Source organism: Rugamonas fusca, from assembly GCF_014042365.1.
GTDB lineage: Bacteria > Pseudomonadota > Gammaproteobacteria > Burkholderiales > Burkholderiaceae_D > Rugamonas > Rugamonas fusca.
In genome coordinates, this window is the sequence record NZ_JACEZS010000027.1 from 18,489 (window position 1) to 31,153 (window position 12,665).

Annotated in this window: 12 protein-coding genes; 9 read left to right on the plus strand and 3 right to left on the minus strand. The window is 65.5% G+C overall.

Annotated features, from left to right (window positions below; all coding sequences use genetic code 11):
* The first annotated feature begins 6 nt into the window (after window positions 1–6).
* The 8 genes from arsA (at window position 7) to H3H36_RS22960 (ending at window position 8,243) form a co-directional block, all read left to right on the plus strand.
* Window positions 7–1,779, plus strand: coding sequence for an arsenical pump-driving ATPase (arsA, locus tag H3H36_RS22925; protein ID WP_182220386.1), 1,773 nt, complete (start codon window positions 7–9; stop codon window positions 1,777–1,779).
* Window positions 1,780–1,968: 189 nt separating this feature from the next.
* Window positions 1,969–2,346: a hypothetical protein gene (locus H3H36_RS22930; protein WP_182220387.1), complete on the plus strand. Its 378-nt coding sequence runs from the start codon at window positions 1,969–1,971 to the stop codon at window positions 2,344–2,346.
* A 29-nt stretch (window positions 2,347–2,375) separates the two neighbouring features.
* The gene (folD, locus tag H3H36_RS22935) at window positions 2,376–3,221 is read left to right on the plus strand and encodes a bifunctional methylenetetrahydrofolate dehydrogenase/methenyltetrahydrofolate cyclohydrolase FolD (protein WP_182220388.1); all 846 of its coding nucleotides are present in this window, start codon (window positions 2,376–2,378) and stop codon (window positions 3,219–3,221) included.
* Window positions 3,222–3,346: 125 nt separating this feature from the next.
* On the plus strand, window positions 3,347–5,431 hold the full coding sequence (locus H3H36_RS22940; protein ID WP_182220389.1) for a M3 family metallopeptidase: 2,085 nt from the start codon (window positions 3,347–3,349) through the stop codon (window positions 5,429–5,431).
* Window positions 5,432–5,458: 27 nt separating this feature from the next.
* A complete protein-coding gene (locus H3H36_RS22945; protein ID WP_182220390.1) occupies window positions 5,459–6,127 on the plus strand; it encodes a glutaredoxin family protein in 669 nt (222 codons plus the stop codon).
* A gap of 45 nt (window positions 6,128–6,172) precedes the next feature.
* Window positions 6,173–6,598 (plus strand): DNA polymerase III subunit chi, encoded by a 426-nt coding sequence (locus H3H36_RS22950; protein WP_182220391.1) that lies wholly within the window; start codon window positions 6,173–6,175, stop codon window positions 6,596–6,598.
* Window positions 6,595–6,975 carry a DUF2486 family protein gene (locus tag H3H36_RS22955; RefSeq protein ID WP_182220392.1) on the plus strand — a complete coding sequence of 127 codons (381 nt, stop codon included), beginning with the start codon at window positions 6,595–6,597 and terminating at the stop codon, window positions 6,973–6,975. The genes H3H36_RS22950 and H3H36_RS22955 overlap by 4 nt, the downstream gene beginning before the upstream one ends.
* Window positions 6,976–7,100: 125 nt before the next feature.
* Entirely contained in the window at window positions 7,101–8,243 is a 1,143-nt protein-coding gene (locus H3H36_RS22960; RefSeq protein WP_182220393.1) for a branched-chain amino acid ABC transporter substrate-binding protein, read from the plus strand.
* Between the two features lie 98 nt (window positions 8,244–8,341).
* Here H3H36_RS22960 and H3H36_RS22965 read toward each other — a convergent pair whose 3' ends face one another.
* The gene (locus H3H36_RS22965) at window positions 8,342–8,659 is read right to left on the minus strand and encodes a c-type cytochrome (RefSeq protein ID WP_182220394.1); all 318 of its coding nucleotides are present in this window, start codon (window positions 8,657–8,659) and stop codon (window positions 8,342–8,344) included.
* Window positions 8,660–8,826: 167 nt separating this feature from the next.
* Between H3H36_RS22965 and H3H36_RS22970 the strand changes: the two genes are divergently transcribed.
* Entirely contained in the window at window positions 8,827–9,054 is a 228-nt protein-coding gene (locus H3H36_RS22970) for a TIGR04438 family Trp-rich protein (RefSeq protein WP_182220395.1), read from the plus strand.
* Window positions 9,055–9,081: 27 nt separating this feature from the next.
* Here the strand turns inward: H3H36_RS22970 and H3H36_RS22975 are convergent, their stop codons facing one another.
* Both H3H36_RS22975 and ilvD read right to left on the minus strand, forming a co-directional pair.
* The gene (locus tag H3H36_RS22975) at window positions 9,082–10,515 is read right to left on the minus strand and encodes an aldehyde dehydrogenase family protein (protein WP_182220396.1); all 1,434 of its coding nucleotides are present in this window, start codon (window positions 10,513–10,515) and stop codon (window positions 9,082–9,084) included.
* A 213-nt stretch (window positions 10,516–10,728) separates the two neighbouring features.
* Window positions 10,729–12,591, minus strand: a complete 1,863-nt coding sequence (gene ilvD, locus H3H36_RS22980) for a dihydroxy-acid dehydratase (RefSeq protein WP_182220397.1) — start codon at window positions 12,589–12,591, stop codon at window positions 10,729–10,731.
* Window positions 12,592–12,665 lie beyond the last annotated feature (74 nt).

Sequence of the window (12,665 nt, forward strand, 5' to 3'; positions counted from 1 at the left end):
GCCCCCATGCACTTTCTCGATCAAGCTCCCCGCCATCTGTTTTTCACCGGCAAAGGCGGCGTCGGCAAGACCTCCATCGCCTGCGCCACGGTCGTGCAACTGGCCGCCGCCGGCAAGCGCGTGCTGCTGGTGAGTACGGACCCCGCGTCGAACGTGGGGCAGGTATTCGGGCAAACCATCGGCAACCAGATCAAGGCGATCCCCGCCGTACCCAGGCTGTGGGCCATCGAGATCGACCCGCAGGCGGCCGCCCAGGCCTATCGCGACCGCATCGTCGGCCCGGTGCGCGGTGTGTTGCCCGAGAGTGTAGTCAAAGGCATCGAGGAACAGCTATCGGGCGCCTGCACCACGGAAATCGCCGCCTTCGATGAATTCACGGCGTTGCTGACCGACTCGGCCCTGACGGCCGATTATGAGCACATCATTTTCGACACCGCCCCCACTGGCCACACCATCCGCCTGCTCCAGCTGCCCGGTGCATGGAGCGGCTTTCTGGAGGAAGGCAAAGGCGACGCATCGTGCCTCGGTCCGTTGGCCGGGCTGGACAAGCAGCGTGCCCAGTACAAGGCCGCCGTTGACGCGCTGGCCGATCCGCAACGTACCCGCCTGGTGCTGGTCGCGCGCGCGCAACATGCCACCTTGCGGGAAGTGGCGCGCACCCATGAGGAGCTGGCCGCTATCGGGCTGACACAACAATACCTCGTCATCAATGGCGTGCTGCCATCGAACGAGGCGGAACACGATGGGCTGGCGGCCGCCATCTGCCAGCGCGAACAGGCGGCGCTGGCCGCCATGCCGGACGTGCTCAAGTCCTTGCCGCGTGATCAGATCGCCCTGAAACCATACGACCTGGTCGGGCTGGAAGCCTTGCGCCACTTGCTGGCCCATGGCGCCGGTCCACGCGCCGCGGGCCCCGTCGAATTGCCCGACCGGCTGGACGCGCCCAGCCTGGCGGCGCTGGTCGACGACATCGCCGTGGACGGGCACGGCCTGGTCATGCTCATGGGTAAAGGCGGCGTCGGCAAGACCACGCTGGCGGCCGCCGTGGCCGTGGAACTGGCCCACCGCGGCCTGGCCGTGCACCTGACGACCTCCGACCCCGCCGCTCACCTGGTGGAAACACTGGAAGGGACGCTGCCCAACCTGACGGTCAGCCGCATCGACCCGCACGCGGAAACGGCACGCTACCGCCAGCACGTGCTCGATACCCGGGGCGCGCAACTGGACGCCGAAGGGCGGGCGCTGCTGGAAGAAGATTTGCGCTCGCCATGCACGGAAGAAATCGCCGTGTTCCAGGCGTTTTCCCGCGTCATCCGGGAGGCGGGCAGGCAGTTCGTCGTGATGGACACGGCCCCCACGGGGCACACGCTGTTGCTGCTGGACGCGACCGGCGCCTATCACCGCGAAGTGGCCCGCCAGATGGGCGGCACGGGCCTGCACTACACCACCCCGATGATGCAACTGCAGGATGCGCACCAGACCAAGGTATTGCTTGTCACCCTGGCGGAAACCACCCCGGTGCTGGAAGCGGCCAACCTGCAATCGGATCTGCGCCGCGCGGGCATCGAGCCGTGGGCATGGGTCATCAACAGCAGCGTGGCGGCCACGCGCCCCACCTCGACGCTGCTGCGCCAACGCGCCCACAACGAACTGCGGGAAATCGAGGCGGTGGCCAAGCGGCACGCCAAACGGTATGCGGTGGTGCCACTGTTGCAACAGGAGCCGGTCGGGGTGGCGCGGCTGCGCGCGCTGGCGGGCGCTGCGCACGAGGCAGGCTGAGAAAGGTTGCCTGGCATCACCATCAGGACGGGCGCAAACTCGCCCCAGCCCGCTTTCTCGCATTACTATACAGGACGATCTTTCACCCGCTCACACTGATGTTTTCTCATGAGAACTCCAAGCCGTCAAACAGCGCTGGTGTGTCGTCTGGTGTTGGGCCTGCTATGCAACAGTGCGGCGGCGGAGAGCATGAGTTGGTGGCTGACCGACTTGCCGCCCTACGCCAGCCCGGAGCATGGCGAACCTGGCAACGGCGCGGTGGATCTGGTGCTACGCGGTGTCATCGCGGCCTGGCCAGAGAAGATGGACCATCGATTCTGGGTCGCCAACACCAGCCGCATCTGGACTGCCATTGATGCCGGCACCGAGGCCTGCCAGACGAGCGCCTTGCATACGCCGCAACGCCTCAGGCAGGCCTACCTTAGTGACGTTTTCATGCTGCCGCCGATCCAGCTGATCGTCCGCAAGGACCGCCTCGATAAGTTGCCGATGAACGCGAACGGGGAAGTGCAGTTCGCCGCCCTGCGGCCTGCGAGACTCGTCGCCCACCCCCGCTCGGCTTTATAATCGTGTTTTTCCCTCCCATTGCCAAAATCATGCCTGCACAACTGATCGACGGAATCGCCCTCTCCCAAAAACTGCGTGGTGAAATCGCCGCGCGCGCCGCCGCGCTGACCGCCAAGGGCAAGCAGCCCGGCCTGGCCGTGATCCTGGTCGGCGAAGACCCGGCCAGCCAGGTCTACGTGCGCAACAAGGTCAAGGCTTGCGGCGACGTGGGCTTCCACTCGGTGCTGGAAAAATACGAGGCCGACCTGTCCGAGGCCGCCCTGCTGGCCCGCATCGCCAAGCTCAACGCCGACCCGGCCATCCACGGCATCCTGGTGCAAATGCCGCTGCCCAAGCACATCAACCCGCACAAGGTGATCGAAGCCATCTCCACCACCAAGGACGTGGATGGCTACTCGGTGCTCAGCGCCGGCGAACTGATGACGGGCCTGGCAGGCTTCCGCCCCTGCACCCCGTACGGCTGCATGAAGCTGATCGAATCGACCGGCGTCGACCTGCGCGGCAAGCACGCCGTCGTGATCGGCCGCAGCAACACGGTCGGCAAGCCGATGGGCCTGCTGCTCTTGCAGGCCAACGCCACCGTCACCATCTGCCACAGCGCGACGGCGGACCTGGGCGTGCACACGCGCCAGGCCGACGTGGTGGTGGCCGCCGTGGGCCGCCGCAACACGCTGACGGCTGACATGGTCAAGCCGGGCGCCATCGTGATCGACGTCGGCATGAACCGCGACGACGCGGGCAAGCTGTGCGGCGACGTCGATTTCGCCGGCGTCAAGGAAGTGGCCTCGCACATCACGCCCGTGCCCGGCGGCGTGGGACCGATGACCATCACCATGCTGCTGATGAACACGGTGGAAGCGGCCGAGCGCATGTAATGAAATTTTCCCGCCAGTGCAGGCGCTGGCGGGAATCCATACCCAGCCTGCCTCTTGCGAGGCGCGCTGGGCATGGAGCCCCGACAGACGCGGGGACAACGCCGAACGCACACCCAGGAACCGACATGACTACCGACGCCCTCAATCCCCTGCTGGACTTCAGCGGCCTGCCCCGCTTCGACGCGATCAAGCCCGAGCACGTCACGCCCGCCATCGCCACCCTGCTCGAACGCAGCCGTGCCGTGGTGGCCCAACTGGAGGCGGACACGGGCGCCGTGAGCTGGGACAGCTTCGTGGCGCCGCTGGAGAACGCCACCGAACTGCTGGGCCGCGCGTGGGGCATCGTCAGCCACCTGAACAACGTGGTCGATACGCCCGAGCTGCGCGCCACCTACAACGAGAACCAGCCCAAGGTGACGGAATTCTGGACCGCGCTGGCCCAGAACGAAGCCTTGTTCGGCAAATACAAGGCGCTGCGCGCCAGCGCCGAATTCGCCGCGCTGGCGCCGGCCCGCCAGCGCATCATCGACAACGCCGTGCGCGACTTCCGCATGGGCGGCGCCGAACTGCCCGCCGACAAGAAGGAACGCTTCGCCGCCATCCAGGAAGAACACGCGGCCGTCTCCACCCGCTTCTCCGAAAACGTGCTCGACGCCACCAACGACTACAAGCTGCTGGTGGCCGACGAAGCCGAGCTGTCCGGCGTACCCGACGACGTCAAGCGGGCCGCCCGCGCCGCCGCCGAAAAGGACGGCAAGGCCGGCTACCAGTTCTCGCTGCACTTCCCGTCCTACTTCCCGATCCTGCAATTCGCGGACCAACGCGCACTGCGCGAAACCGTGTACCGCGCCAACGCCACCAAGGCCTCGGCCGAAGGCACCATGTTCAGCGAGCGCGAGAAGTGGGACAACACGGCCAACATCGTCACCCTGCTCAAGCTGCGCGACGAGGAAGCCAAGCTGCTGGGCTACCGCAACTTCGCGGAAGTGTCGCTGGTGCCGAAGATGGCGCAAAGCCCGGAACAGGTGATCGCCTTCCTGGAAGACCTGGCCAGGCGCGCCCGTCCATTCGCGGAACAGGACCTGGCCGAATTGCGCCAGTTCGCCAGGGATGAACTGGGCCTGGCCGAGCTGGCCGCCTGGGACTTGCCGTACGCATCGGAAAAACTGCAGGAGCGCCGCTATGCGTTCTCGGCCCAGGAAGTGAAGCAGTACTTCCCCGAACATAAAGTGATCGACGGCCTGTTCCGCCTGGTGCAGAACCTGTTCACCGTCACCATCCTGCCGGACACGGCCACCACCTGGCACAAGGACGTGCGCTTCTTCCGCATCGAGCGCCATGGCAAGCTGGTGGGCCAGTTCTACCTCGACCTGTACGCGCGCGCCGGCAAGAGCGGCGGCGCGTGGATGGACGACGCGCGCGGCCGCCGCATCGACAGCGGCGGCGCCGTGCAGACGCCGGTGGCCTACCTGACCTGCAACTTCACGGAGCCGGCCGTGGTGGACGGCAAGGTGCAGCCATCGCTGTTCACGCACGATGAAGTGATCACGCTGTTCCACGAGTTCGGCCACGGCCTGCACCACATGCTGACGCTGGTGGACGAGATCGGCGTGTCCGGCATCTCCGGCGTGGAGTGGGACGCGGTGGAACTGCCGTCGCAGTTCATGGAGAACTTCTGCTGGGAATGGGAAGTGCTCGAGCACATGACGGCCCACGTGCAAACGGGCGAACCGCTGCCGCGCGCGCTGTACGACAAGATGCTGGCTGCCAAGAACTTCCAGTCCGGCCTGCAGACGCTGCGCCAGGTGGAATTCTCGCTGCTCGACATGCACCTGCACTTCGATTATGACCCGAACGGCACGCAAACCGTGCAGCAGCTGATCGACGACGTGCGCCGCCAGTTCGCCGTCATCATCCCGCCCGCGTTCAACCGCTTCCAGAATGCGTTCGGCCACATTTTCGCCGGTGGCTACGCGGCCGGCTACTACAGCTACAAGTGGGCCGAAGTGCTGTCGGCCGACGCCTACGCCGCCTTCGAGGAAGCCAAGGCGCTGGGCGGCGCCGACCTGACCTCCGAGACGGGCAAGCGCTTCCAGCAAGAGATCCTGGCCGTGGGCGGCTCGCGTCCGGCGCTGGAATCGTTCACGGCCTTCCGTGGCCGCGAGCCCAGCATCGACGCGCTGCTGCGCCACAGCGGCATGGCGGCCTGACTACCCAACACTGAACGGGAGCGCATCATGACACGTACACCGGCCACGCCGCTGGCCTCCCGACTGGCCCTGCCGCTGGCCGGCGCAGTGGCCGTGTCACTGCTGCTGTGCGCCGGCCCGGCCGCCGCGCAAATGTACAAATGGGTGGACGGCAACGGCGTCACCCACTACAGCGACGCGCCACCGCCGCCCGATGCGCCGGCCCGCACCAAGGTGGAAATCAAGTCCTTCGCCGCCGGCCCGCAGGCGGAACTGCCGCCGCAACTGGCCGAGGCGGCGCGCTACCGGCCTGTCACCCTGTACAGCACCAGCCCGTGCGACATCTGCGACCAGGCCCGCGCCATGTTGCAGGCGCGCGGCATTCCCTACAAGGAAAAGACCGTCAACACGCCGGAAGACCGGGCTGCGTTGAACCAGGCGGGCGGCAACGGCCAGTTGCCCCTGCTGCTGGTGGGCCGCACCCGGCAAATCGGGTTTGAACAAAACAGCTGGGATGTATTGCTCAGCGACGCGGGCTACCCCACCCAGAATATGCTGCCGCCCGATTTCCGGCAGGCGGCGCCCACACCCGCCGCGCCCCCGCCCCAGCCCAGCGCCGAGGAACAGGCGGCCGCAGCAGCCAAGGCGGCCGCCGACGAGGCGGCAAGGCTGAAGAAATTGCCGCCGCTCAATGCAACACCCGATTTTCAGTTTTAGCATGGGACCTTTACAATCCGGTTCCAGCTTCCCTACCATCGACTTATGACCCGCATCGACTTCCACACCAACGTGCCCGACAAGCTCGCCTACGCCTGCCGGCTGGCCCGCAAGGCTTACGCGGCCGGCAACCGCATCGTGCTGATGCTGGACGATGAGGCGCAGCTGGCCGAACTTGATGGCATGATGTGGACATTTTCCGCCACCGACTTCCTGCCGCACGTGCCCGCTGGCGATGCGCTGGCAGCCGCCACCCCCATCATCCTGGCCGACAGCGACGGCGCCGAGCTGCCGCACCGCGAGCTGCTGGTGAACCTGTCGCGCCGCATGCCGGCCGGGGTGGACAGCTTCCAGCGCGTAATCGAAGTGGTGTCCGCCGATGAGGCCGACGCGGCCGCCGGCCGCCAGCGCTACGTAGCCTACAAGCAGCAAAACCATCCCCTCACCCACTTCGTCGCCAACAAGTCATGACTCCAGCCCAACCATTTGACGCCAGCATTCCCGTCCTGACCGAAGTGTTGCGCGACGATCCGGCGCCGGCCGCCAACAACGCGGCCATGCCGCCTGCCGAGCTGGGCGCCCAGCTCGAAGCGCAGGCGCTGGCCGGCTGGAGCGAACAGGAGTGGGACGTACTGGAAAGGCGCCTGGCCACCCGCATCGTGCAGCAACTGCAAAGCCGGGTCGATTTCGTGCTCGAGCAACGCATCAAGGACAGCATGGCCGAGGTGCTGAGCCACGCCCTGCGCGACCTGACCAGCGAAATCCGCGGCGGCCTGCAGGACACGATAGAAAAAATCGTGGCCCGCGCCGTGAGCCAGGAATTGACCCACCTGCAGGCCCGCAAATAACGGCGAACAGCGCACCGTAACAAATCATCCTTTGCTAACGGGATAATTTGTTGTACCTTTTGCCCTTGTACAAATTTCCGACCGGCCTCACTGCGGCGCCGTGACCTATTCATTGGAGAATGTTTATGCTGTTGAAGACTAAGTTCATTCCTCTCGCCATCGCCCTCGCATTCGCAGGCAGCGCCGGCGCGCAAGAAGTGGTCAAGATCGGCCATGTGGGCCCCGTGTCGGGCGCCTCCGCCCACCTGGGCAAGGACAACGAGAACGCGGCCAAGATGGCGATCGACGACCTGAACGCCAAGGGCGCGAAGATCAACGGCAAAGCCGTCAAATGGGTGCTGGTTCCCGAAGATGACGGCGCCGATCCGAAACAGGGCACGGCCGTGGCGCAGAAGCTGGTCGATGCCAAGGTCAACGGCGTGATCGGCCACCTGAACTCGGGCACCACCGTGCCCGCCTCCAAGATCTACTTCGACGCCGGCATCCCGCAGATTTCGCCGGCCGCCACCACGCCGCAGTACACCAGGCAGAACTTCAACACGGCCTTCCGCGTGGTCGCCAACGACAACAAGCTCGGCGGCACGTTGGGCGCCTACGCGGTGCAGAAACTGAATGCCAAGAAGATCGCCATCATCGATGACCGCACGGCCTACGGCCAGGGCGTGGCCGAGGAATTCGTCAAGGGCGCCAAGAAGGCGCTGCCTGGCGTGCAAATCGTCGGCAAGGAATTCACCAACGCCAACGCCACCGACTTCAACGCCATCCTGACCAGCATCAAGGCCAAGAACCCGGACCTGGTGTTCTTCGGCGGCATGGATTCCGTGGGCGGCCCCATGCTGCGCCAGATGAAGGCGCTGGGCATCAAGGCCAAGTTCATGGCCGGCGACGGCGTCTGCACGGAAGCGCTGCCGCGCCTGGCTGGCGACGGCATCGGCGAAGGCCAGGTCACCTGCGCCGAAGCGGGCGGCGTGACGGCCGACCAGCAGAAAGGCATGGACGACTTCCGCGCGCGCTACAAGCAGAAGTTCAACATGGACGTGCAACTGTACGCACCGTATGTGTACGACGCCGTGATGACCATGGCCACCGCGATGCAGGACGCCAAGTCGGCCGAGCCGGCCAAGTACCTGCCTTACCTGGCCAAGGTCAAGTACCAGGGCGTGACGGGCCTGATCACGTTTGATCCGAAAGGCGACATCAAGGATGGCGCGCTGACCCTGTTCACCTACAAGGGCGGCAAGAAGACCAAGATGGAAGTGGTCAAGTAAGCACCCACTACGGCCGGGCCATCCGCCCGGCCACGCCTGGGGCAGAGACGAAAAAAAACGCGCCGTCACCGGCGCGTTCGTTTTTGGATCCGGGCAGATTATTTCTGCGCCAGCACCCACTTCACCAGGGTGTGGGCTTCCGCCTCGCTCACCTGTGGATTAGCTGGCATCGGGATCGCGCCCCAGGTGCCCGAACCGCCCTTCAAGACTTTCTGCACCAGCTTGCCTTCAGCATCCTTCTGGCCAGCGTATTTCGCGGCGACATCCTTGTAAGCCGGGCCCACCAGCTTGGTGCTCACTGCGTGGCAAGCCAGGCAGTTTTTCGACTTGGCCAAATCCAGACCTGCATCCGCCATCGCAGCTTGCGAAGCGAAAGCCGACACAACCATACCAACCATCATCAAAGTGCGTTTCATCGTCATCTCCATAGTAAAACCAGCGGCAATTCTACCGTGTTTTGCGCCAGCGCACGGCAGCGAACGAGAATACAACGCAGTCCGTTCAACAACCGTTGACGCGCGAACGAAAATTGCCCCCAGTTAAGGCCATTTCTTTGTAAGATGATGTAATACAAGGAGTTGCCATGCCACTGATATTGCTCATCGTCGCCCTGGTCGGACTGCGTTATTTCGAAGTCTGGCGTTTCGCCCAACTGTCCTGGTGGTGGATCGTGGGGTTGATGGTATTCGCCTTCATCTGGTTCGAATTCCTGGAACCGATGCTGGGCCTGGACAAGCGCAAGGCCCACAACGTGGACGAACAGCGCCGCAAGGACCGCGTCAAGCAAAGCTTCGACAAGAAGAAGAAATAGCCTGCGCGGTCAGTGGGCGCGCCGGCCTCAGGCGGTACTGCCCATGATCGCCTTGCTTTCCAGGAATTCCTCGATACCGGCCACGCCCCATTCCCGTCCCACGCCCGATTGTTTGTAGCCGCCGAACGGCGCCGCGGGATCGAGGTTGGCGCCATTCAGGTGCACCATGCCCGTGCGCAGGCGCTTGGCGACCTCACGCGCGCGCTCGACGGTGCCGCCCCAGACATAGCCGGACAAGCCATAGACGGTATCGTTGGCGATCGCGATTGCCTCCTCCTCGCTATCGTAAGGGATCATGGTCAGCACCGGTCCGAAAATCTCCTCGCGGGCGATACGCATGTTGTTATTGGCGCGGCTGAAAATGGTGGGCTGCGCGAAGTAGCCGCGCTCCAGCCCCGCCGGCCGGCCACAGCCGCCAGCGACCAGCGTCGCGCCGTCGCTCAGGCCCTGGTCTATCATGGCCTGCACGCGCTGGTACTGGCGGCGGTTGGCGATGGGGCCGGTGGTGGTGGCCGGGTCCTGCGGGTCGCCCACCACCAGTTGGCGCACGGCGGCGGCCGCGATCCGTTCAGCCTGTTCCAGCTTGGCGGCCGGCACCAGCATGCGCGACGGCGCATTGCAGCTCTGGCCCGTGTTGAGCATCATGCCCAGCACGCCGGCCGTGACGGCCTGCTCCAGCGGCGCATCGTCCAGGATGATATTGGCCGACTTGCCGCCCAGCTCCAGCGACACCACCTTGACCGTATCGGCCGCGTTCTTCGCCACCGACGCGCCGGCGCGGGTGGAACCGGTGAGCGACACCATGTCCACCAGCGGATGGGACGACATCACGGGTCCGATCTCCGCGCCATCGCCGTGGACCATATTGAACACGCCGGCCGGCACGCCGGCCTCGTGCATGATCTCGGCGAACACCTGGGCCGAGAACGGCGCCAGTTCGCTCGGCTTCAACACCATGGTACAGCCAGCCAGCAAGGCCGGTGCGACCTTGCACACGACCTGGTTCATGGGCCAGTTCCACGGCGTGATGAGGGCGCACACGCCGACCGGCTCCTTGACCAGCAAGGTGCTGCCCTGCTGGCGCTCGAACGGGAACTGGTCGGCCGCCGCCAGCGTGGTCTGCAAATGCCACAGGCCGATCGGCGCCTGCATGGTCAGCGCCAGCTGCTGCATGGGTGCGCCCATTTCCTCGCTGATGGCGGCCGCCATGTCGCCCAGGCGCCGTTGATAGATGGCGGTGATATTGGCCAACAACTGCTTGCGTTCGGCCAGCGTGGTGCGCGAGAAGGTGGCGAAGGCGCGGTGCGCGGCCTGCACGGCGCGCTCCACGTCGGCCGCGCCGCCCAGGCGGATGCTGCCGGCCACTGCCTCGGTCGCCGGATTGATCACGTCGCACGGCTGGCCGCCGTCGACCGGATCGACCCATGCACCATCGATGTAGAACTGCTGGTAGTTACGCATTGCATGTCTCCTTGGCTGCCCGCTCGTGCGGACAAGTATTGTCGAAATAAGCACTGCCCCACTATCGGGACGCTGCCATGATAGGCGGTCGCCCGTGGGATTTCTTGTGGTTTTTCGCCAAGAAGCAAAATCGGGGACGTAACACGGTTTTCCCGCCTGGGAAAACCGTGTTACGTCCCCGATTTTGCTTGGGGTTACGACTCCGGCTGATGCTTAGCGCTTGAGCTGGCTCAGGTCGCGCACGGCGCCGCGGTCGGCGGACGTGGTCAGCGCGGCGTACGCTTGCAGCGCCTGCGACACGTAGCGGTCGCGGTTCACGGGCTGCCAGGCCTGGTCACCCTTGGCTTCCATGGCGGCGCGGCGCGCGGCCAGGTCGGCGTCGCTGATGCGCAGGCTGATCTTGCGGTTCGGGATGTCGATGTCGATCATGTCGCCCTCCTCCACCAGGCCAATGGCGCCGCCTTCGGCCGCTTCCGGCGAGGCGTGGCCGATCACCAGACCCGACGAGCCACCCGAGAAGCGGCCGTCCGTCAGCAGCGCGCAGGCCTTGCCCAGGCCCTTGGACTTGATGTACGAAGTCGGGTACAGCATTTCCTGCATGCCGGGGCCGCCCTTCGGCCCTTCGTAGCGGATGATGACGACGTCGCCTTCGTGCACGGTGTCGCCCAGGATGCCTTCCACGGCCGCGTCCTGGCTTTCGAACACGCGCGCCTTGCCGCTGAATGTCAGAATGCTTTCGTCCACGCCGGCTGTCTTCACGATGCAGCCGTTTTCGGCCAGGTTACCGTACAACACGGCCAGGCCGCCGTCCTGCGAGTAGGCGTGGGCCTTGTCGCGGATGCAGCCGGTGGCGCGGTCCGTGTCCAGCGATGCATAACGCTCCGATTGCGAGAACGCCACCTGGGTCGGCACGCCGCCGGGCGCGGCGCGGAACAGCTGCTGCACGGCCGGGTCGTCGCTGACCTTGATGTCGTTGCGGGCGATGGACTCGCCCATGGTCGGCGCGTGGATGGTGGGCAGCGAGGTGTCGAGCAGGCCGGCGCGGGCCAGCTCACCCAGAATCGCGACGATGCCGCCGGCGCGGTGCACATCCTCGATGTGGAACTTGTCCGTCATCGGCGCCACCTTGCACAGGCAGGGTACCTTGCGCGAGATGCGGTCGATGTCGGCCATGTCAAACGCCACGCCCGCTTCGTGCGCGGCGGCCAGCAGGTGCAGCACGGTGTTGGTCGAGCCGCCCATGGAGACGTCCAGCGCCATCGCGTTTTCAAACGCGGCCTTGGTGGCGATGGAGCGCGGCAGCACGCTGGCGTCATCCTGCTCGTAGTAGCGCTTGGCCAGATCAACGATCAGGCGGCCGGCACGCAGGAACAATTCCTTGCGGTCGCCGTGGGTGGCGACGATGGTGCCGTTGCCGGGCAGGGACAGGCCCAGCGCCTCGGTCAGGCAGTTCATCGAGTTGGCCGTGAACATGCCGGAGCACGAGCCGCAGGTGGGGCAGGCGGACCGTTCGATCTCGGCCACGTCGGCGTCGCTGACGCTGTTGTCGCCGGCCTTGATCATGGCGTCCACCAGGTCCAGCTTGATGACTTTCTGCGCGCCGTCCACCACCTTCAGCACCTTGCCCGCTTCCATCGGGCCGCCGGACACGAACACCACGGGGATGTTCAGGCGCATGGCGGCCATCAGCATGCCGGGGGTGATCTTGTCGCAGTTGGAGATGCACACCATGGCGTCGGCGCAGTGGGCGTTGACCATGTATTCGACCGAGTCGGCGATCAGGTCGCGCGAGGGCAGCGAGTACAGCATGCCGCCGTGGCCCATGGCGATGCCGTCGTCCACGGCGATGGTGTTGAATTCCTTGGCCACGCCGCCGGCCGCTTCGATCTCGCGCGCCACCAGCTGGCCCAGGTCCTTCAGGTGCACGTGGCCGGGCACGAACTGGGTGAAGGAGTTGACGACGGCCACGATGGGCTTGTCGAAGTCGCCATCCTTCATGCCCGTGGCGCGCCACAGGGCGCGTGCGCCTGCCATGTTGCGTCCGTGGGTGGTGGTGCGTGAGCGGTATTGCGGCATGATCGATGTCTCCAGAGTGAAAGCTAAGGGCTATCTAAGCCCAGCGTAATACCATCAGGGTGCCTTGCGCCGGT